This window comes from Simplicispira sedimenti (genome assembly GCF_022760965.1).
Taxonomy (GTDB): domain Bacteria; phylum Pseudomonadota; class Gammaproteobacteria; order Burkholderiales; family Burkholderiaceae_C; genus Simplicispira; species Simplicispira sedimenti.
On record NZ_JAKVIJ010000004.1, the window covers coordinates 84,272 to 103,742 of the forward strand.

General features: G+C 65.1%; 16 protein-coding genes, 1 tRNA gene and 2 pseudogenes. 13 read left to right on the top strand and 6 right to left on the bottom strand.

Annotated elements, in window-relative coordinates; all coding sequences use genetic code 11:
- Window positions 1-13: 13 nt before the first annotated feature.
- The 9 genes from MJ602_RS05985 to MJ602_RS06025 all read left to right on the top strand — a co-directional run bounded on the left by MJ602_RS05985 (window position 14) and on the right by MJ602_RS06025 (window position 12,857).
- Complete coding sequence (locus tag MJ602_RS05985; RefSeq protein ID WP_162015582.1) at window positions 14-1,288, top strand: heme biosynthesis protein HemY; 1,275 nt, start codon at window positions 14-16, stop codon at window positions 1,286-1,288.
- Between the two features lie 187 nt (window positions 1,289-1,475).
- Window positions 1,476-2,045, top strand: a complete 570-nt coding sequence (locus MJ602_RS05990) for a cytochrome b (RefSeq protein ID WP_243019960.1) — start codon at window positions 1,476-1,478, stop codon at window positions 2,043-2,045.
- 38 nt (window positions 2,046-2,083) lie between these two features.
- Window positions 2,084-2,656 (top strand): YceI family protein, encoded by a 573-nt coding sequence (locus MJ602_RS05995; protein WP_243019961.1) that lies wholly within the window; start codon window positions 2,084-2,086, stop codon window positions 2,654-2,656.
- Window positions 2,657-2,724: 68 nt separating this feature from the next.
- Window positions 2,725-3,300, top strand: coding sequence for a YceI family protein (locus MJ602_RS06000; protein ID WP_162015579.1), 576 nt, complete (start codon window positions 2,725-2,727; stop codon window positions 3,298-3,300).
- Window positions 3,301-3,416: 116 nt separating this feature from the next.
- On the top strand, window positions 3,417-6,284 hold the full coding sequence (locus MJ602_RS06005) for a valine--tRNA ligase (protein WP_243019962.1): 2,868 nt from the start codon (window positions 3,417-3,419) through the stop codon (window positions 6,282-6,284).
- Between the two features lie 109 nt (window positions 6,285-6,393).
- On the top strand, window positions 6,394-7,278 hold the full coding sequence (galU, locus tag MJ602_RS06010; protein ID WP_243019963.1) for a UTP--glucose-1-phosphate uridylyltransferase GalU: 885 nt from the start codon (window positions 6,394-6,396) through the stop codon (window positions 7,276-7,278).
- Between the two features lie 197 nt (window positions 7,279-7,475).
- Window positions 7,476-9,566: an AAA family ATPase gene (locus tag MJ602_RS06015; protein WP_243019964.1), complete on the top strand. Its 2,091-nt coding sequence runs from the start codon at window positions 7,476-7,478 to the stop codon at window positions 9,564-9,566.
- A gap of 40 nt (window positions 9,567-9,606) precedes the next feature.
- Window positions 9,607-10,578 (top strand): helix-turn-helix transcriptional regulator, encoded by a 972-nt coding sequence (locus MJ602_RS06020; RefSeq protein WP_243019965.1) that lies wholly within the window; start codon window positions 9,607-9,609, stop codon window positions 10,576-10,578.
- A gap of 56 nt (window positions 10,579-10,634) precedes the next feature.
- On the top strand, window positions 10,635-12,857 hold the full coding sequence (locus tag MJ602_RS06025; protein WP_243019966.1) for a DUF262 domain-containing protein: 2,223 nt from the start codon (window positions 10,635-10,637) through the stop codon (window positions 12,855-12,857).
- 41 nt (window positions 12,858-12,898) lie between these two features.
- Here MJ602_RS06025 and MJ602_RS06030 read toward each other — a convergent pair whose 3' ends face one another.
- The 3 genes from MJ602_RS06030 to cysM are packed head-to-tail and all read right to left on the bottom strand — an operon-like array spanning window position 12,899 to window position 14,662.
- Complete coding sequence (locus MJ602_RS06030; RefSeq protein ID WP_243019967.1) at window positions 12,899-13,126, bottom strand: sulfurtransferase TusA family protein; 228 nt, start codon at window positions 13,124-13,126, stop codon at window positions 12,899-12,901.
- A gap of 4 nt (window positions 13,127-13,130) precedes the next feature.
- Window positions 13,131-13,700, bottom strand: coding sequence for an NUDIX hydrolase (locus MJ602_RS06035; protein ID WP_243019968.1), 570 nt, complete (start codon window positions 13,698-13,700; stop codon window positions 13,131-13,133).
- A 59-nt stretch (window positions 13,701-13,759) separates the two neighbouring features.
- A complete protein-coding gene (gene cysM, locus MJ602_RS06040; protein ID WP_243019969.1) occupies window positions 13,760-14,662 on the bottom strand; it encodes a cysteine synthase CysM in 903 nt (300 codons plus the stop codon).
- Window positions 14,663-14,702: 40 nt separating this feature from the next.
- Between cysM and MJ602_RS06045 the strand changes: the two genes are divergently transcribed.
- The 3 genes from MJ602_RS06045 to MJ602_RS06055 all read left to right on the top strand — a co-directional run bounded on the left by MJ602_RS06045 (window position 14,703) and on the right by MJ602_RS06055 (window position 15,535).
- Window positions 14,703-14,787, top strand: a tRNA-Leu gene (locus MJ602_RS06045).
- 123 nt (window positions 14,788-14,910) lie between these two features.
- Window positions 14,911-15,315 (top strand): hypothetical protein, encoded by a 405-nt coding sequence (locus MJ602_RS06050; protein WP_243019970.1) that lies wholly within the window; start codon window positions 14,911-14,913, stop codon window positions 15,313-15,315.
- The gene (locus MJ602_RS06055; protein ID WP_243019971.1) at window positions 15,287-15,535 is read left to right on the top strand and encodes a hypothetical protein; all 249 of its coding nucleotides are present in this window, start codon (window positions 15,287-15,289) and stop codon (window positions 15,533-15,535) included. The genes MJ602_RS06050 and MJ602_RS06055 overlap by 29 nt, the downstream gene beginning before the upstream one ends.
- A gap of 57 nt (window positions 15,536-15,592) precedes the next feature.
- On the opposite strand, the gene MJ602_RS06060 is transcribed toward MJ602_RS06055, so the two are convergent.
- Window positions 15,593-16,372, bottom strand: a complete 780-nt coding sequence (locus MJ602_RS06060) for a hypothetical protein (protein ID WP_243019972.1) — start codon at window positions 16,370-16,372, stop codon at window positions 15,593-15,595.
- 443 nt (window positions 16,373-16,815) lie between these two features.
- On the opposite strand from MJ602_RS06060, the pseudogene MJ602_RS06065 reads away from it, so the two are divergent.
- A pseudogene (locus MJ602_RS06065) lies at window positions 16,816-17,004 on the top strand (LexA family protein); the annotation flags it as partial.
- Here MJ602_RS06065 and MJ602_RS06070 read toward each other — a convergent pair.
- Window positions 16,990-17,811 (bottom strand): annotated as a pseudogene (locus MJ602_RS06070) (IS3 family transposase); the annotation flags it as partial. The pseudogenes MJ602_RS06065 and MJ602_RS06070 sit on opposite strands and share 15 nt — an antisense overlap.
- A gap of 763 nt (window positions 17,812-18,574) precedes the next feature.
- The gene (locus MJ602_RS06075) at window positions 18,575-19,471 is read right to left on the bottom strand and encodes a DUF6279 family lipoprotein (protein ID WP_243019973.1); all 897 of its coding nucleotides are present in this window, start codon (window positions 19,469-19,471) and stop codon (window positions 18,575-18,577) included.

Sequence of the window (19,471 nt, forward strand, 5' to 3'; positions counted from 1 at the left end):
CAAGGACCAACCGATGCGTGCAGCACTCTGGCTCCTGGCACTGTTTGGCGTGGCCGTGGCCGTGGCCTTGTTTGCGGGCAACAACCAGGGCACGGTCACCTTGTTCTGGCCACCCTACCGCGTGGACCTGTCGCTCAACCTGGTGCTGCTGGTGCTGGTGCTGGGTTTTGTCACCCTACATGCCGCGCTGCGTGCGCTGGCAGCGCTGCTGGAGCTGCCACGCCAGGCCCAACGCTGGCGACTGCAACAGCGCGAGCGCAGCATGCATGCCGCACTGCTCGACGCCTTTGCACAAATGCTCGCCGGCCGCTTCTTGCGCGCCCGCAAGGCCGCGCTGGCGGCGATGGACCAGGAACAGGCCCTGCGCCAGGAAGGCGAAACCCCGCCCCACGGCCACCAGATCCGCGCGCTCGCGCACATGGTGGCGGCCGAGACCTCACACGCACTGCAAGACCGCACGCTGCGCGACCGCTACTTCGAGCTGGCGCTGAACCACGCCAAGGAAAAACGCCACGTCGCCCAGGAACTGCACGAAGGCGCGCACATGCGCGCCGCCCGCTGGAGCCTGGACGACCGCGACGCCGAAGGCTCGCTCGAACGCCTGGCCCAACTGCCCCAGGGCGCGGCACGGCGCACGCTGGCACTGCGCATCCGCCTCAAGGCCAGCCGCCTGGCGGGCCGCACGCGCGATGCGCTGGACACGGCACGCCTGCTGGGCAAGCACCGCGCCTTCTCGGCCGATGCGGCGCGCAGCCTGGTGCGCGGCCTGGCCATTGAGCTGATCCAGCAGTCGCACGACCCGGCGCAACTGCAAGCGGCCTGGCTTTCACTCGAAGCCAGCGACCGCGCCATGCCCGAAGTCGCCCTGCAGGCGGCCCAGCGCCTGTCCCTGCTCGGCGGAGACAGCGCACAGGTGCGCCAATGGCTGCAACCGGTGTGGCAGCAGTTTGTCGAGCTGCCCTCGTCCATGACCGACGTGCACGTCCAGCGCCTGATTTCCACCCTCGAAGGCAGCCTGGACGACAGCGACGCCGCCTGGCTGGCACGCATCGAAGCCGCGCAGAAGGCCCTCCCCAGCGACGCCCGCCTGCAATACCTGTCCGGCATGGCCTGCGCACAGCGCCAGCTGTGGGGCAAGGCGCAGCTATTGCTGGCCCAGGCAGCGCCACAGTTGCAGGACGCCCGGCTGCGCCGCAACGCCTGGTGCAAGCTGGCCGAGCTGGCCGAGCAGCGCGACGACACTGCGGCGGCCGCCCAGGCCTGGAAAAAAGCCGCACAGGCGATCTGAGCGGCTCCCCCCTGCACCACCCCGGATCAGGGGCTCATCGTTCACGCCCGTTGAACGATGGCATCAATTCCGTTGAAACTGCAAGAACTGCGCGCTTTCTACACTTGCCTGCATACCGCCCCAGGACCTGGGGCATTGCCCCACCGATCTGGGGGTTGCCAGACTTTTCATTACCGTACCGCCCACCATGCAACACCCGCCCGCAACTTCACCGACCGCCCGCTACAGCCTTGTCGCCATGGGCCTGCACTGGCTGATGGCACTGGTGCTGATCGGGCTGTTCGGTGTGGGCGTCTACATGGTGGACCTGCCGGTCTCCCCCGCGCGGCTCAAGCTCTACAACTGGCACAAATGGGCTGGCGTCACCGTGCTGGCCCTGGCCCTGGTGCGCCTGCTGTGGCGCCTGTGGAAGCGTCCGCCCCCGCTGCCGCAAACCATGCTTCTGGCCATGCCGGCCTGGCAGCGCCTGGCGCACCATGGCACCCATGGCCTGATGTACCTGCTGTTCTTTGCCGTGCCCCTGACCGGCTGGGCCTACAGCTCGGCTTCGGGGTTCCGGGTGCTGTGGTTCGGCCGCATTGCCCTGCCCGACTTCGTACCCGTCAGCCAGGCCCTGGCCGACAACCTCAAGCTGGGCCACAACGTACTGGCCATGGGGCTGGCGCTGCTGGTGCTGGTGCATGTGGCCGCCGCACTCAAGCACCACTTCGTGGACGGCGACGGCCTGATGTCCCGCATGTTGCCCGGCCGCGACTGACCCTTCCACCCGTTTTTGCAGACAACTTCCGAGGTCTTATGCTGACATTGCGCACCCTCCCCATCCTGACCCTGGCCGCCGGCTTGCTGGTGGCCGTTTCCGCCCAGGCCCAGCAGCAACTGGTGCCTGCCCAGAGCAGCATCGAATTTGCCGCCAAGCAAATGGGCGTGCCCATGCAAGGCCACTTCCGCAAGTTCGACGCCCAATTGAGCTTTGACCCCGCCAAGCCCGAGAGCAGCCGCATCCGCTTCAGCGTGGATACCGGCAGCGCCACCATGGGCGCCCGCGAGACCGACGCCGAACTGCCCAAGCAGGTGTGGTTCAACGTGGCGCAGTTCCCGCAAGCCACGTTCGAGTCCAGCACCATCAAGGCCCTGGGCGGTGGCAAGTTCGATGTGGCGGGCAAGCTCACCATCAAGGGCACGTCGGTCAATGTGTCGGTGCCTGTGGTGCTGACCCAATCGGGCGCCACCACCACCGCCACCGGCGTGCTGCCCATCAAGCGTCTGGCCTTCAAGATCGGCGACGGCGAATGGGCCGACACCTCCATGGTGGCCGACGAGGTGCAGGTGAAGTTCAAGCTCGCGCTCACGGGCGTGGGCAAGCTCTGATCCAGCGCCCTGCTGTTTTCCCCCTGCGTTTCTTTTTTTCATCGTTCTTTTTCCACAGGAGCTCTTCCATGCGCACTTCCCTCATCGCCCTGGCCGCAGCCGCCACCCTCGCCACCGGCATCGCCCAGGCTGAGCCGGCCAACTACGCCATCGACCCCACGCACACCTTCGTGACCTTCGAGATCAGCCACTTCGGCGCCACCGTGAACCGTGCCCGCTTCGACAAGAAGCAAGGCTCCGTGCAACTGGACAAGGCCGCCAAGTCGGGCAAGGTGGAAATCAGCTTCGACACCACGTCGGTGAACTCCGGCACCCCGGCCTTCGACAAGCACCTGCAGAGCGCCGACCTGTTCGACTCCGCCAAGCACCCCACGATGAAGTTCGTGGCCGACAAGTTCGTCTTCAACGGTGACAAGGTCGCCAGCGTCGAAGGTCAGCTCACGCTGCTGGGCAAGACCGGCCCGTTGACCCTCAAGGCCAACCAGTTCAACTGCTACGACAGCCCCATGCTCAAGCGCGAGGTCTGCGGCGGCGACTTCGAAGCCACCATCGACCGCACGCAGTGGGGCATGAACTACGGCGTGGAATGGGGCTTCCCCAAGAACGTGCGCCTGATCGCCCAGATCGAGGCCGTCAAGCAGTAAGCACACCGTGCGACGGGACGTGATGGCATAAAATCACCGTCCCACACCCTGCCACACCAGGTGGCGCAGCGGCATCCCGAGGGATGCCGTTGTTCTTTCAGAGACCCACCGTACCCATGAACGATCCTGTCCAGCAACCCGGCCTGCAGTCCCTGTCCAAATCCTTCGAGCCCGCCGCTCTGGAAGCCCATTGGGGGCCTGAATGGGAAAAGCGCGGCTACGGAGTCGCCGGTTTCCGGGGCACCGGCACGCCCGAGGCGGGCCAACCTGCGTTCTGCATCCAGCTGCCGCCGCCCAACGTGACAGGCACGCTGCACATGGGCCATGCGTTCAACCAGACCATCATGGACAGCCTCACGCGCTACCACCGCATGAAGGGCTTCAACACCACCTGGGTGCCTGGCACCGACCACGCGGGCATTGCCACGCAGATCGTGGTGGAGCGCCAGCTGCAGGAACAGGGCGTGAGCCGCCACGACCTGGGCCGCAAGAACTTCGTCGCCAAGGTCTGGGAGTGGAAGGAGAAGTCGGGCAACACCATCACCACGCAGATGCGCCGCATGGGCGACAGCGTGGACTGGAGCCGCGAATACTTCACCATGGACGACAAGCTCTCCAAGGTGGTCACCGAAACCTTCGTGCGCCTGTACCAGCAGGGCCTGATCTACCGGGGCAAGCGCCTCGTCAACTGGGACCCCAAGCTCCAGTCCGCCGTGTCGGACCTGGAGGTCGAGAACGAGGAGAAGGACGGCTCGCTGTGGCACATCGCCTACCCGCTGGCCGACGGCTCGGGCCAGCTCGTGGTGGCAACCACCCGCCCCGAAACCATGCTGGGCGACGTGGCCGTGATGGTGCACCCCGAGGATGAGCGTTACAAGCACCTCATCGGCCAGATGGTGAATCTGCCGCTGTGCGACCGCCAGATCCCGGTGATCGCCGACGAGTACGTGGACCGCGAGTTCGGCACCGGCGTGGTCAAGGTGACGCCCGCGCACGACCCGAACGACTACCAGGTGGGCCAGCGCCACAAGCTGCCCATGATCTGCGTGCTGACGCTGCAGGCCACGGTGAACGACAACGCCCCGGCCAAATACCAGGGCATGGACCGCTTCGTCGCCCGCAAGGCCGTGGTGGCCGACCTCGAAGCCCTGGGCCTGCTGGTCGAGACCAAGAAGCACAAGCTCATGGTGCCCATCTGCACCCGCACCGGCCAGGTGGTGGAGCCCATGCTGACCGACCAGTGGTTCGTGGCCATGAACAAGGTGGGCGAAGGCGATGCCACGGGCAAGAGCATCGCCCAGAAGGCCATCGACGCCGTGGCTGGCGGCCAGGTGAGCTTCGTGCCCGAGAACTGGGTCAACACCTACAACCAGTGGATGAACAACATCCAGGACTGGTGCATCTCGCGCCAGCTCTGGTGGGGCCACCAGATTCCGGCCTGGTACGACGAGGACGGCAAGGTCTACGTGGCCCGTGACGAGGCCGAGGCGCAGGCCCAGGCCCCGGGCAAAACACTCAAGCGCGACGAGGACGTGCTCGACACCTGGTATTCCTCCGCCCTGGTGCCGTTTTCCACCATGGGCTGGCCCAACCAAGGCACGGCCGAGACGGACGACTACAACCTCTACCTGCCCAGCAGCGTGCTGGTGACGGGTTACGACATCATCTTCTTCTGGGTCGCCCGGATGATCATGATGACCACGCACTTCACGGGCCGCGTGCCGTTCAAGCATGTCTACATCCACGGCCTGGTGCGCGACGCGCAGGGCAAGAAGATGAGCAAGTCCGAGGGCAACGTGCTCGACCCGGTGGACCTGATCGACGGCATCGCGCTCGAACCCCTGCTCGACAAGCGCACCCAGGGCCTGCGCAAGCCCGAGACCGCGCCCCAGGTGCGCAAGAACACGCAGAAGGAATTCCCCGAGGGCATTCCGGCCTACGGCGCCGACGCGCTGCGCTTCACCTTCGCGGCGCTGGCGTCCTTGGGCCGTAGCATCAACTTCGACAGCAAGCGCTGCGAGGGCTACCGCAACTTCTGCAACAAGCTCTGGAACGCCAGCCGCTTCGTGCTGATGAACTGCGAGGGCCAGGACTGCGGCCTGCAAGCCCCGCAGGGCGGCGGCAGCTGCAACGACGGCTATCTGTACTTCACCCAGGCCGACCGCTGGATCGCCTCGCGCCTGCAGCGCGTCGAGGCCGAAGTGGCCAAGGGCTTCGAGGACTACCGCCTCGACAACGTCGCCAACACCATCTACGACTTTGTCTGGAACGAGTTCTGCGACTGGTACCTGGAAATCGCCAAGGTGCAGATCCAGACCGGCAACGAGGCGCAACAACGCGGCACACGCCGCACGCTGATCCGCACGCTGGAGACCATCCTGCGCCTGGCCCACCCCATCACGCCCTTCATCACCGAAGAACTGTGGCAGAAGGTGGCGCCCGTGGCCGGCCGCGCTGGCCCCTCGGTCAGCATCGCGGCCTACCCCGAGGCCCAGCCCGAGCGCATCGACGAGGTGGCCGAAGCCCATGTGGCGCGCCTCAAGACCGTGGTGGACGCCTGCCGCACGCTGCGTGGCGAGATGAACGTCTCGCCCGCCACGCGCCTGCCCTTGTTCGTGGTGGGCGATGCCGAGTTCATGCGCGGCGCTGCCCCCGTGCTGCAGGCGCTGGCCAAGCTCAGCGAGGTCAAGGTGTTCGACGACGAAGCCGCCTGGAGCCAGGCCGCCCAGGCCGCGCCCGTGGCCGTGGTGGGCGAGGCGCGCCTGTGCCTGCACATGGAGATCGACGTGGCGGCAGAGAAGGCCCGCCTGTCCAAGGAAGTGGCGCGCATCGAGGGCGAGATCGCCAAGGCCAACGCCAAGCTGTCCAACGAGGCCTTCGTCGCCAAGGCACCGGCCGCCGTGCTGGAGCAGGAAAAGAAGCGCGTGGCCGATTTCGGCGCCACGCTCGCCCGCCTGCGTGACCAACTGGCCCGCCTGGGCTGATATCAAAAGAATAGCTGCCAGCGCTTGTTTTCATTGGTTTTCGGCATAAAAACAGCCTGAAACCATTGAAAAACAAGCGCCAGCAGCTCCTCATTCAGGAGCACACAGCATGCAGCAAGCCACCGTTCGCAAAGCCGTTTTCCCCGTCGCCGGGCTGGGCACGCGCTTTTTGCCTGCCACCAAGGCATCGCCCAAGGAGATGCTGCCTGTGGTGGACAAGCCACTGATCCAGTACGCCGTGGAAGAGGCCTACGCCGCCGGCATCCGCCACATGATCTTCGTCACCGGCCGCAGCAAGCGCGCCATCGAGGACCATTTCGACACCGCCTACGAGCTGGAAAGCGAACTGGAAGCGGCGGGCAAGCAGGAACTGCTGGCCCTGGTGCGCTCGATCCAGCCCGACGACATGGACTGCGCCTATGTGCGCCAGCCGCGCAGCCTGGGCCTGGGCCATGCCGTGCTCTGCGCCGAGGCGCTGGTGGGCGACGAGCCCTTTGCCGTGCTGCTGGCCGACGACCTGATGGTGGGCAAACCCGGCGGTCCCGGCGTGCTGGCGCAGATGACCGAAGCCTTCGCCAAACAGGGCCGTTCGCTCTTGGCCGTGCAGGAAGTGCCGCCCGAGCAAACGCGCCGCTATGGCATCGTCAGCGGCGTGGCGGCGGGTGGGCCGCTGCTGCGCATCGACCAGATCGTGGAAAAGCCCGCGCCCGAGGTGGCCCCCTCGCGCATGGGCGTGGCCGGGCGCTACGTGCTCACGCCGCGCATCTTCGAGGAGATCCGCAACCAGCCGCGCGGCGTGGGCGGAGAAATCCAACTCACCGACGCCATCGCCCGCCTCATGGCACACGAAGTCGTCTATGCCTACCAGTACGAAGGCAAGCGCTACGACTGCGGCAGCAAGGAAGGCTTCCTCGAAGCCACGGTGGAGCTGGCACTGCAGCACCCGCAGGTGGGCGCACAGTTCCGCGAATACCTCAAGGGGCTGGTGGTCTGATTTCGATTCCTGCAGACCTGCCAGACGGCGTTTCCTTGGTGGCACTGTGCATCGCCGGACGGCGATGAGCCTCCACATCGAGCGCTGGTCGCGCTCGGCAAACAAGGGCATCGGGGCGTAGCGACCCTCCCTCATCAGCGACACATTCCGTCGCAGCATTGCGAACAATGTCCTCCTGAACCACCAGGAGGACTCGCATGGCCTACCGCCACCCCCGCCCACCCCAGAAACCGGCACCCCACATCGCCCTGTGGATGCTGCGGTTGGTCACCGCGCCCGACAGCCTGCAGAAGTTCGTGCGCAATTCCGGTTTCTCCCACGATCGCCTCGCCTTTGCCCTGGGCCTGGACCATTGGATAGACCCCGAGGATCGCCCCTTCCATCCCCAAACGGTGCGCACCGAGTTGTACGGCTTGCTGGCCAAGGCAGAACAGGACGGCACCCAGGCCCTGCTGCCCACCCCGCTGCAGGGCAATGTGCAGCGCCTGGCCGCGCTGGTAGGGCTCAGTGCGGTCGATGCCCAGATCCTGGCCTTTGCCGTGTGCCTGCACACCGACCCGCTGCTCGACGACGCCGCCGACCTGCTGGACTCCGTCTCGTCCACCCAGGTCATCCAGACCCTGGCCCTGCTGGTGCAGGCGCCCGATGCGCAGGTGCGCCAGGCGCTGGGCAGCCAGGGCCTGCTGACGCGCTCGGGCCTGGTGGTGCTCGACCAGCGCAGCATCGGCTGCCTCAAGAACAAGCTCGATCTGCTCTCCCACAGCTTTGCCGACCAGATGGTGGCCGGCGATGCCGACCCCATCGCCCTGCTGCGCGGCAAGATTGCGCCGGCCGCGCACGGGCGGCTGGCACTGGCAGACTATGGCCACATCCAGCCCACTCTGGACATCGCCCAGCCCTGGCTGCGCCACGCACTGGGCACACAGCGGCGCGGGGTCAACCTGCTGATCTACGGTGCACCGGGCACCGGCAAGACCGAACTGGCCCGCGCCCTGGCGCGCGATCTGGGCTGTGAGCTGTTCGAGGTGGCCAGCGAGGACGAAGACGGCGACCCCATCAACGGCCACCACCGGCTGCGTGCCCTGCGCACGGCGCAGAGCTTTCTCGCCCAGCGCCGCGCCCTGCTGCTGTTCGACGAGGTGGAAGACGTGTTCACCGAAAGCCCCTTGCTGCGCAGCACGGCCCAGTCGCACAAAGCCTGGCTCAACCGTGCGCTGGAAGACAACCCTGTGCCCACGCTGTGGCTGTCCAACAGCGTCGATGGGGTGGACGCCGCGTTCATTCGCCGCTTCGACATGGTGTTTGAACTGCCCATGCCGCCACGCCGCCAGCGCCAGCGCATCGTGCAGGCGCACTGTGACACGCTGCTGGACGCCCCGGCCCTGGCCCGCGTAGCCCAGGCCGAGCACCTGGCCCCCGCCGTGGTGGCCCGTGCCAGCACCGTGGCGCAGGCGATGCGGGCCGAAGTGGGCCGCGCAGCCAGCGCCAGCGCCTTCGAGCAACTGGTCAGCCACACCCTGCAGGCCCAGGGCCACCGCCCTTTGCTGCGCCATGACCCCCACCGCCTGCCCGAGGTGTATGACCCCGCCTTCTTGCATGCCGACACCGATCTGGTGCAACTGGCCCAGGGCCTGGAGGCCGCGCAGGGCACCGGCGGTGCTGGCGGAGCGCGCCTGTGCCTGTACGGCCCGCCCGGTACGGGCAAGACGGCATTTGGCCGCTGGCTGGCCGAGCAGCTCGACCGCCCGCTGCTGGTGCGCCGCGCGTCGGATCTGCTGTCGATGTACGTGGGCCAGGCCGAGAAGAACATCGCCCGCGCCTTTCGCGAGGCCGAGGACGAGGGTGCGCTGCTGCTCATCGACGAGGTGGACAGCTTCCTGCAGGATCGCCGGGGCGCGCAGCGCAGCTGGGAAGTCACCCAGGTGAACGAAATGCTCACGCAGATGGAAGGCTTCGCGGGCGTGTTCATTGCCAGCACCAACCTCATGGGCGGGCTGGACCCGGCGGCGCTGCGCCGCTTCGACCTGAAGGTGCGGCTGGACTACCTGCGCCAGGATCAGGCCTGGGCGCTCTTGTTGCGCCACTGCGCCCAGCTCGGCCTGCCCGCGCCGGGCGCAACAGAGCAGGCACGCATGGCACGGCTGCGCCAGCTCACCCCCGGCGACTTTGCCGCAGTGCTGCGCCAGCAGCGCTTTCGGCCCCTGCCCGACGCGCAGGCGCTGGTGGACGCGCTGAAAGCCGAGTGCACCCTCAAACAAGGCGACCCACGCGCCATCGGCTTTGTTTGACACAATTCGACACTCCCGCCCCCACCCGAGAACTGCCCGCATGGCCCAACGCCCCGACACCCTGGACACCGCCCTGCTGATGCTGGAACTGCTGCGGCGTATCCCGCGCGGGCGCAAGATCACCACCAGCGAACTGCACCAGCAGCTCAAGGGGGCAGGCTTCGAGCGCGACCTGCGCACCATCCAGCGCCAGCTGGAAATCCTGAGCGAGCACTTCGACATCGAGCGCGACGAGCGCAGCAAACCCTACGGCTACCGCTGGCTGGAGCGCGCCCAGGGCCTGGCCTTGCCCCAACTCACGCCCCAGGAATCGCTGCTCCTGCAACTGGCCGAGGAACACCTGAAAAACCTGCTGCCGGCACGCCTGATGCGGTCGATGGAGGGGTTCTTCACCCAGGCCCGGCGCAACCTGGGCGACGGCGCCAACGCGCGCCTGGAGCGCGAATGGCCGCGCAAGGTGCGCGTGGTGGCCACGAGCCAGCCGCTGCTGGCGCCCACCATTGCCAGCGGCGTGCTGGAAGCAGTGAGCGAAGCGCTGTACGCCAACCACTGGCTGGACCTGGACTACCGGAACGCCGCACGCCAGCGCCGCCAGGCCAGGGTCATGCCGCTGGGGCTGGCCCAGCAAGGCCCGCGCCTGTACCTGGTGTGCCGTTTTGAGGGTTTTGACAACGAGCGCAGCCTGGCCCTGCACCGCATTGGCAAGGCCGAGGTCTCGACGATGGCCTTTGAGCGCCCGCGCGGCTTCGACCTGCAGAAATACGACGCCGATGGGCGGTTTGGGTTTGGCGAGGGGCGCCGCATCCGGCTGCAGTTTGGCATCGAGCACGATGCTGGCTTTCACCTGCTGGAAACGCCGCTGTCCAGAGACCAGCAGGTCCAGGACCAGGGCAACGGCTGGCTGAAAATCACCGCGACGGTGGTGGACAGCGCGATGCTGGACTGGTGGCTGCGCGGGTTTGGGGACGCGGTGCGCAGCGTGCACAAAACGCCCTGCAGCGCAGAAGAATAAACGGCCGCTATCCCTTTCACAGCAAGCGCTACCAGCTATCAAATCAGGAGTTTTTCATGTCCCTGCATGAACCGCGTTCAGACGGTGCACAAGACACGCCGCCCCCCAGCACCACGGGATTTTTCACCCCCGGCAACACCATCCGCGTGCTTGCATTGGCCGATTGGCTGGATATGGCCGCCGGAGAGCATCCCGCCATCGGCGTCGATTTGCCGATGATTCAGCGCGGCTTTGTGTGGAAGCCCAAGCAGATCATCGACCTGTGGGACTCCTTGCTGTCAGGCATGCCCATCGGCGCGCTCATGGTCAGCGAACTGCGGCACGACGATGCCCGTGTGGCATTGGCCCAAGGGTCCCAGGCGGCCACGGCTGCGCAGCGCCTGGGGCTGGTCGATGGCCAGCAACGCACCCTGGCCATGCTGACGGGCTGGTGCGCCTTCGCAGCAGGTGCCGGGCAACGCCGCCTGTGGGTGGACCTGGCCGATGAGCCCGCAGCAGGCCACCGCGTGCGGCTGCGCGTCAGCACCCGCCACCAGCCGTTTGGCTACGACCGCCATGATCCCAATCGCAAGTTGTCGCTGGACCAGCGTCGCCGGGCCAGGGAGGCCTATGCCGCCGTGACCGCGCAGGATTTGTTGGCGCAGGCCCGCCCCCATCCGGCAGGCGCCAAGTACAGCGCTCCGGTGGACTGGGGCCAATGGGTGCAAGCGTGGCGCCAGCTCCAGGATGCCGACGCCTGGAAGCACGCCCTGCTGCAGGAGCTGCAAAGCGTCCAGACTCTGGCCATCGCGGATGGCACCGCCGTCCTGCGTGCCCCATGGGACGATATTCCGCCTGCTGAACGCACCCACATCCACCAGCGGCTGGACCAACTGGCCCTCGGGCTGCAGCGGATCTTTGCCACCCAGATTCCCCTGGTGCGGGTCGATCCGGCGCTCTTTCAAGCCGACAGCGAGCACGGCACCGAACCACCGCTGGCACGCCTATTCCAGCGCATCGGCAGCAATGCCACCCCGCTATCGGATGCGGACTACATCTATTCCATCCTCAAGCACATGATGCCCACGGTCCACGGCATGGTGGAGCGCCTGCACGCCCATTCCAGGGTCGCCGGGCTCTTGACCGCGACCGACCTGGTGATGTCGGCCTTGCGCCTGGCTGCGGTGCGATGGGAAGGCGTTTCGGACCATGACAACCCCAGCAAGGATGACTTTCACCGCATGGTCATACGCCCCAAGGATGGCGCCCCCCAGCAGCGCCAGGCCGACATGCTGGCCCTGCTCGGCAGCGCAGGCCCGCAGGTCCTGCAAGGCTACTTTGACATCGTGCAGAAGAACCTGCGCTACCGGGGCGAAGGCGACGCTGGCCTGCCCGCCCTGATGCTGCCCTACCTGGGGCGGCCACTGGTACAGGTCCTGCTGCGCCTGGCCCAATCGGGTTTTCTGCAGGACCCGGTCAACGAAGCCACGCGCGCACAGGCCCTGCGCCTGGTGCTGTGGTGGATGCGCTGGGTCTGGGACAAACCCAAGGCCAGCCGCACAGCCTTTGATGTGATCCAGAACAGCATCGACCGCTCGGACCTCGACCGGCAGATCGCCCATGCGGTGGTCGAAGCGGGCGCGGGCTTGGCCATGCAGCCGCCCGCAGCCATCGCGGCGCTCGGACTGCACCTGAGCGACACGGCCACGCTGCTGGGCCACCAGCGCTTTGCCACCCCGGAAGACGACAGCGAGAAAAACCGCCGCACCCGCGAGTTCTACCGCCACTGGTGGCAACCCTGGAGCCACCAGCATCCCATGCTGCTGTGGTTGCAGCGCAGCTATCTGAACGGCCTGGACGCCGAACCCCTGGCAGGGATGGACGAAGACACGCCCTACGACTTCGACCATATCCTTCCCTCTGCCCATTGGTCGCCGGATTGGCGCATCGTCGGCAAGAGCGGAGCGGTGGAGGATTTTCGTGAAGCCCGCAGTGTGCTGGGCAACAGCATCGGCAACATCCGCGTGTGGGATGCCTCACACAACCGCAGCGACGGTGATGCTTCGCCCCAGGAGAAGCTGCAAAAGTCGGAAGATCCCAATCAATGGATGGGGTGGAGCGCCATGGACCCGTCGCACGCTCCGCACTGGATCGCCTGCTCCCCCGCCGAAGGCGGCAAAAACACGGACTGGGACAGGCCGCGTGCGCTCTCCTTCCAGCGTGCCGTCGAACTGCGTGCCTATGCCCTGTACCAGCGGCTGTACGACGAGGCAGGCTTCGCACCATGGGAGCGCACGTAGTCCCGCACCGTGCGCACTGGCGGTTCCGCAGGGCGGCCTACTCAGCGACGCCGCAAGACGTGGATGAACTCCTCGCCCACCGTCTGCTGCTCCACCAGCTCGTTGCCTGTCTGCTTGGCAAAGGCCTGGAAGTCGCGCAGCGAGCCCACGTCGGTGGCCAGCACCTTGAGCAGTTCGCCGCTCTCCATGTCGGCCAGGGCCTTCTTGGCCTTGAGGATGGGCAGGGGGCAGTTCAGGCCCCGGGTGTCGATTTCTTTGTGGGTTTGCATGTTGTCAGTCCTTTGCGGCGGGTTGGTCCAACCCTCGGCGGCGTTCGGCATTTTCCTCCGCGGTGAAGAACACCGGCTCGTGGCCGCGCGTGCGCAGCCAGTCGGCCAGCGCGTAACCCGTGCCCGCGGGCCAGCATTTGAGCTCGTGCAGGTCGAACAGGCGGTAGTCCACCAGCTCGGGCGACAGCCGCACCTGCCCTTGAGCCACCACATGGTAGGCAATGATGACCTGGTTCATGCGCAGGAATTCATAGGCGCCCACCAGGGTGCAGGATTGCACGTCGAGGTTGGTCTCCTCCTTCACCTCACGCGCGATGCCTTCCTGCGGTGACTCGCCCGCTTCCATGAAGCCGGTGATGAGCGCGAACATCTTGGCCGGCCAGGCCGCGTTGCGCGCCAGAAGCACCTTGCCCTCCACCTCGACGATGGCAGCCAGCACCGGGGTGGGGTTGTTCCAGTGTGTCCAGCCGCAAGCGGGGCAGCGCAGGCGTTCCTTATCGCCACCATCTTCGGCCTGGGTGAGCAGCGCCAGCGGCGTGGCGCAGTGGGTGCAAAAGCGGGTTTGGTACTGCATTGCTATGATTTTTATAGCTACCAGCGCTTATATTTAGGGCGATAGAGGCCTATTTTTCTTCAAACCGGGAACACGCCTGTGGACAGGTAGCGGTCGCCCCGGTCGCACACCACAAAGGCAATGCAGGCATTGCGCTCGCGCGCGGCGATCTGCTGCGCCACCCAGCACGCGCCGGCAGCGGATATGCCTGCGAAGATGCCTTCCTCGCGCGCCAGGCGGCGGCACATGTCTTCAGCGTCGCTCTGGCTGACCAGCACCAGCTCATCCACCGCCTTGGCGTCGTAGATGGAGGGCATGTATTCCTGCGGCCACTTGCGAATGCCGGGAATGCGCGAACCCTCTTGTGGCTGCGCGCCCACCACCAGCACCTTGGGGTTTTTTTCCTTGAGGTAACGCGAGACGCCGGTGATGGTGCCCGTGGTGCCCATGGCGCTGACGAAATGGGTGATGCGCCCACCCGTCTGCTCCCACAGCTCGGGGCCAGTGGTTTCGTAGTGGATGCGCGGGTTGTCGGGGTTGGCGAACTGGTCCAGCACCTTGCCTTCGCCCCGCTTTTGCATGGCCAGTGCCAGGTCGCGGGCATGCTCCATGCCCCCGCTCTTGGGCGTGAGCACCAGCTCTGCGCCAAAGGCCTTCATGGTCTGGGCGCGCTCGATGGACAGGTCTTCGGGCATCACCAGCACCATGCGGTAGCCCTTGATGGCGGCGGCCATGGCCAGCGCAATGCCGGTGTTGCCCGAGGTGGCCTCGATCAGCGTGTCACCCGGCTGGATGTCGCCGCGCTCCTCGGCGCGCCGGATCATGGACAGAGCCGGGCGGTCCTTCACCGAACCGGCGGGATTGTTGCCTTCGAGCTTGCCCAGGATGACGTTGCCGCGCTCGGCGTTCTCGCGCGCGCCGATGCGCTGCAGCGCAACCAGCGGCGTGCGGCCGATCGCATCTTCAATGGTTGGGTAATTCATGCTCCCTACTGTGCCATAATTTGAGTCTTCACTGATTCCCGCCCGGGTGGTGAAATTGGTAGACGCAGGGGACTCAAAATCCCCCGCCGCAAGGCGTGCCGGTTCGAGTCCGGCCCCGGGCACCACAGATAAGGCCGGTAGCTTCCACAAGCTTCCGGCCTTTTTCTTTTTCCCTATGGGGAGTGGCTTTGACTAGTGCGCAAACGTCCTTGGAAGTGTGCCGGAATCCGGGGGCAGGTCAATCCAGCATGCGCACGGCGGGCGCCCAGCCGTCGACCGCGTCGGCGCCGACCGCCGTTCAGCCGGGTGAAGGGCCGGGCACGGTTGGCGCGCAACAACCCGTGGCCGAACAGCCTCAGCGCAGGATCGTGGGCACCACGTTTGTCTTCACCGACACCGATCCGCTCCATGGTGCATCAGCCGGCAACCAGCGCCTGGTTGTGACCCACCAGGATGCGGCGGTCATTGAATTCAACAACGGCGAATACGTGACCGACAACGATGGCAATCGCAAGAGCGGCCGGTATGCGATCAGCGCCAACGGCGCTGTACCGGCGCGGCACGCTGCCCGGCCAGACCTGGACTGCGGAAATGTTCAGCGCAGACGGTCAATCCGCCGCGAAAGTGACCGTTTCCTCTATCGGCCCGCATGAGATCGCGCTGCCTTCTGGTGAAACCCGTCCGGCGCTGCGCGTCACCGTAGACGGCTATGCCACCGGCCCTGGCTGGGGCACCAACTTGTTGCTGGCCACGAGCGAAAAGATCACGGGCAGCATCACGATGGATGCCGCCACCGGCCTGCCGCTCGAATACAACTTCAACACCCGGAACAACTCATTCAGCGTGAATCGCAAGCTCGAGCGCGTCCAGTAAGAGCAAAGCAGTCCAGTCGGACTGGGCTGCTTTGTTTACGAGATCGGGGCTCAGGCGTTAGAACCCGCCGACGAACCCATAAAAGCTGATGTTGCTCGATGTTTGGGCCTGCCCGAAGGTGCCTTGAAGCATGGATGTCGAGGTGCTGGTGAAGAAGGACCGCGAGTCGAATCCAATTCCACCTTGCTGAACGACCTGAAGGGTGCCATTCACATGCGTGACCAAGTCGGCATTCAAATACGTCCAATAGGAACCCGCCACACCAGTAAGGGTGACTCGAACCCAATATTCTTGCCCCTTATTAAGGGAGCTGTAATTAAAAGGCGTCAAAAACCCCTGTTCCATATTGTAGGAACTTGCCAAACACATGTCACTCTGTCCCGGAGTGGGATCATCCGATGCCGGAATCCAATGTGCACAGTAATTTGACTTTTTATCCCAGACAATTGCATGTCCGTTGCTGTGCCACAGCTCCAATGCAAGCCCGCCCGACGAAACAAAAGCACCAACGCCCGTTCCAAATAAAGGCTGATTATTGGGGGATTGCGCTTGATGGTTCTTAGGGGCATTGGGATCAAGTACCTGTGTAAAGGCGACAATAGCGTGCTCACCACTGGTGTATGGAATGCTCCCGGCGCCCGTCCAGATGAAGCGGGATTGCAGCTTGAGTTGCCCCCCCTGGGTCAGAATGCCCTTGTCAAACAGGAATCGATTGGGGTAGGCCCAGTCGTAATTCCATTCGCGAGCATATAAAGTGCCTGGTGCGCTCTGGGCATTGGCGACACCAGACAAAAGCGAAAACGTCACCCCTATGGCAGCAATTACTCGACGGACCATAAAACCTCTCTTGGCTAATTGTGAAACATCGCTGACAATGCGATGGCTTAACAGATTTCAAGCATCAACTATCTGTCCAACCGGAGTTTGCCACAATTTGAACGTCACAATTCGTCATTAATGTTGCAAGATGATTCCTAGAAAATACTGCCGCTGGTCCGGAGAGCGATCCCGCCAACAGCACAGGTGGTCGGGGGGGCAGGGCGGGGAGGGCCAAACGCAAAGCCCCGACTCAGGCTATTGACGGAGCGACGACCCGTAGTACCTTGAAACAAAAGATTCCAAGGACTCAACAGCCATGCCACTGACCGCACTCCATCCAACCCCCGACGATCTGGCAGCATTTGCGGCATACGAGGCACGGGGACGCCAGATCCACCCGGACATCAAGAGCCGCATGGTGATCGAGCGCGCGGTGATTCGTTACGCCGCAACGTTCACAGGCCACCTACATCATGGGTGTAGCGGATCACTCCATGCGTGATGCTGGCATCGATGATAGCGATCTAATCGTGGTGGACAAGGCCATCAAGCCCACAAACGGACACATCGTCGTCGCCGTGGTGGACGGCAAATTCACTGTGAAGTGGTCTTGCCCCTGTATTCCCGGACCCGTCCTATTCGCAATGTAGCGCCAGGTCCTTCACGGGGTGCTGGCGCGCCTGAGCGGCTTGATGCCGCCTGAACTCACGGGGTGATCGAATTTTCAACGATGAGTGCGGATGCACTTCGTTGAAGTGCTCGAAGGCGGCGGGCAGTTGCGCCAGCTCAGTGTTGGCGTCACGCAGGTCCATGCGGGCCACGTAATCGCGTTTGAACGTGTTGACGAAGCTCTCGGCCATGCCGTTGCTTTGTGGGCTGCACACCGGCGTGTTGACCGGCACCAGGCCCAGCGAACGGGCCATCGCCCGCGTGTCGGCGGCGATGTAGGCGCCACCGTTGTCCGTGAGGAACTCCAGCCGATGGTCGGCCGGTATGGCCTCCACCGTGCCGAAGCGCTTTTCCACCGCCTCGATCAACATCTCGCGCACGGGCTCGCCGGGCAGGCCTTTTCCCTCCCACGCGCGCCAGGCCATGACCTCGCGGTCGCAGCAGTCCTTGGCGAACGTGGCCGTCACCGTCTGGCCCGAGTCGCACTTGATCTCCAGGCCGTCCGAGCACCAGCGCAGGTCGCTGCGGTTCACAGCCACCTGGCCGTCATGCACGCGCCTGGAGTGCCTGCGGCGCGGCGCCTTGGGCAGCAGCAAGCCAGCCTGAGCCATCACCTGGTAAGCCCGCTTGGGATTGACCCGGGCACCGTCCTGCGTGGCCCGCTGGCGATTGACCAGGGCGCAGGCTCGCCGGTAACCGTAGCTTGGCAAGTCGGCGATCTGCTCGCGGATCTCGGCGAGCAGTTGCGTATCGCCGCACAGGATACGGCAGGTAGCCGACTTCGGCCACGGCACCTTCCTTGGCTTGTTCGTACAGCTTGGAGCCGATCGGGTCGCCGTCCTTGGTCTTGAGGTCTTTCATGCTCTGGCCGGTGAGCGTGGGGTGGGCAGTGAACTTGCCGTCTGGCCCACCGCAGAAGGGGTACAAGTCACGGTCCTTGAAGCCGTTTTCGCCCTTGGCGATTTGCGACAGCGCAGCCGCCTTGTCGGCCTTGATGGCTGCAATGGTCTTGTCCAGCATGGCGCGTGCTTCAGCAGCCGAGCCAGACTCTGCTGCAGCCAGGCTGAGCGTGCTCAGACCCGACATCAAGCCAGCGGCACACGCAAGAGCGATCCATTTTTTCATGTCGATTTCCCCTTTTAAGATTGGATATGGATAAATTGATTCGATTGCAGGAATGAATCGACCCGGAGCCTAAGTGACCTTGTCTGCGTTGGCGACCCCCAAAGGGTTAATGAACTGCAACAGAGCTCTGCAAATGAGAACATCGCAGCATTTGGCGACAATTGCGCCATTTTTCAGCAAGTTTCAGGTCGGTTTCGTAAGCAATTGACAGGCGCAGACCCTCTGGCCCGCGTGCCTTTGCACGGGTCAGAGGGGCACCGCAGCCTGCGTGCGGCACCCGAAGGGTTGTCCCCGTTGGCCTTGGACAAACCTGTGGACAACCCGTGGCCTGCATGGGCAAGGCGTGCGCAAGTGCCCGCCACGCAAGGGCTTGTGTTGCACTGCCGCAATTTCAGGCAGCGGCCGCTGGGCAGCGCCCTGGTCAGCTTACTGCGCTGCCAGCACCCAGAAGTCGCGCTCATACCCCTTGAGCGATTGCACCGCCTGCATGCGCTGCGCGGGCGACATGGCGTTGTGCATGCGCGCGAAGGCGTCGCAGCCCTCCTCCACCAGGCGCTGCGCGTAGCGCTGGTAGGCAAGATCGGGGGATGCGTTGAAACGGTCGCGGTAGCCGCGCAGCAGGCCCAGGGCGCGCTGGTGGTCGCTGCGGTCCTGCGCGATGCTCTGCAGCACCCCGACCAGGTCCTTCTGGCGGCGCAGGCGCTCTGCGTAGCTGCGCTGCGGGTCGAAGGCGGAGCGGGCGACATAGCTGCGCAGCGCTTCCCGGGCCGGTTCGTCCAGGGTGCCGTAGAAGGTTTCGGCGCGCGACTGGAGTTGCTTGTAGCGCTGCTCGCGCATCCGCTCGGGGGATGCATCCAGCCACTGCTTCTTCCAGTCGGCGTTGCTTTGGGCCTGTTGCACTTCCAGCGTGCGGATCTGTGCCGGGCTGAGCTGCGGCGCCAGCCACAGGAGTTGCTGCTCGGCCTGTGCCCACACCGCATCCAGCTGGATGCGCACCTCGTCGTAGATGCGGCAGGCCTGGTCGGGCGTGACGGTGGCAGGCAATTGCTGCTGCACCTGCTGCAACAACCTGGCGTGCTGGGGCAGCATGGTGCTGCGGTGCCACTGGTGCAGCAGATCCAATTCGCTGCGCACCCGGTCGGTCTGTGCATCCGACAGGTCGAGGTAGCGGTCCAACTGCCAGTACGCCAGCTGCGGCACCTGGCTGTAGGCCAGCCTGACGGCGCTGCAAGCTTGCAGCAACAGGACCCACAACAGCAGGAGGGCAAGGCACAGCGCTCGTTGCAGACCGACCGGCAGGGACACGTCAGGAGCCCAACGCAA

What these genes read in the sequence shown, in the direction of transcription:
- galU (WP_243019963.1), top strand. Translation starts at nt 6,394, where the DNA reads ATGCAGCAAGCCACCGTTCGCAAAGCCGTTTTCCCCGTCGCCGGGCTG.
- cysM (WP_243019969.1), bottom strand. Translation starts at nt 14,662, where the DNA reads ATGAATTACCCAACCATTGAAGATGCGATCGGCCGCACGCCGCTGGTT.
- MJ602_RS06020 (WP_243019965.1), top strand. Translation starts at nt 9,607, where the DNA reads ATGGCCCAACGCCCCGACACCCTGGACACCGCCCTGCTGATGCTGGAA.
- MJ602_RS05990 (WP_243019960.1), top strand. Translation starts at nt 1,476, where the DNA reads ATGCAACACCCGCCCGCAACTTCACCGACCGCCCGCTACAGCCTTGTC.
- MJ602_RS06060 (WP_243019972.1), bottom strand. Translation starts at nt 16,372, where the DNA reads ATGGTCCGTCGAGTAATTGCTGCCATAGGGGTGACGTTTTCGCTTTTG.
- MJ602_RS06050 (WP_243019970.1), top strand. Translation starts at nt 14,911, where the DNA reads ATGCGCACGGCGGGCGCCCAGCCGTCGACCGCGTCGGCGCCGACCGCC.
- MJ602_RS06035 (WP_243019968.1), bottom strand. Translation starts at nt 13,700, where the DNA reads ATGCAGTACCAAACCCGCTTTTGCACCCACTGCGCCACGCCGCTGGCG.
- MJ602_RS06025 (WP_243019966.1), top strand. Translation starts at nt 10,635, where the DNA reads ATGTCCCTGCATGAACCGCGTTCAGACGGTGCACAAGACACGCCGCCC.
- MJ602_RS06015 (WP_243019964.1), top strand. Translation starts at nt 7,476, where the DNA reads ATGGCCTACCGCCACCCCCGCCCACCCCAGAAACCGGCACCCCACATC.
- MJ602_RS06030 (WP_243019967.1), bottom strand. Translation starts at nt 13,126, where the DNA reads ATGCAAACCCACAAAGAAATCGACACCCGGGGCCTGAACTGCCCCCTG.
- MJ602_RS05995 (WP_243019961.1), top strand. Translation starts at nt 2,084, where the DNA reads ATGCTGACATTGCGCACCCTCCCCATCCTGACCCTGGCCGCCGGCTTG.
- MJ602_RS06000 (WP_162015579.1), top strand. Translation starts at nt 2,725, where the DNA reads ATGCGCACTTCCCTCATCGCCCTGGCCGCAGCCGCCACCCTCGCCACC.
- MJ602_RS05985 (WP_162015582.1), top strand. Translation starts at nt 14, where the DNA reads ATGCGTGCAGCACTCTGGCTCCTGGCACTGTTTGGCGTGGCCGTGGCC.
- MJ602_RS06005 (WP_243019962.1), top strand. Translation starts at nt 3,417, where the DNA reads ATGAACGATCCTGTCCAGCAACCCGGCCTGCAGTCCCTGTCCAAATCC.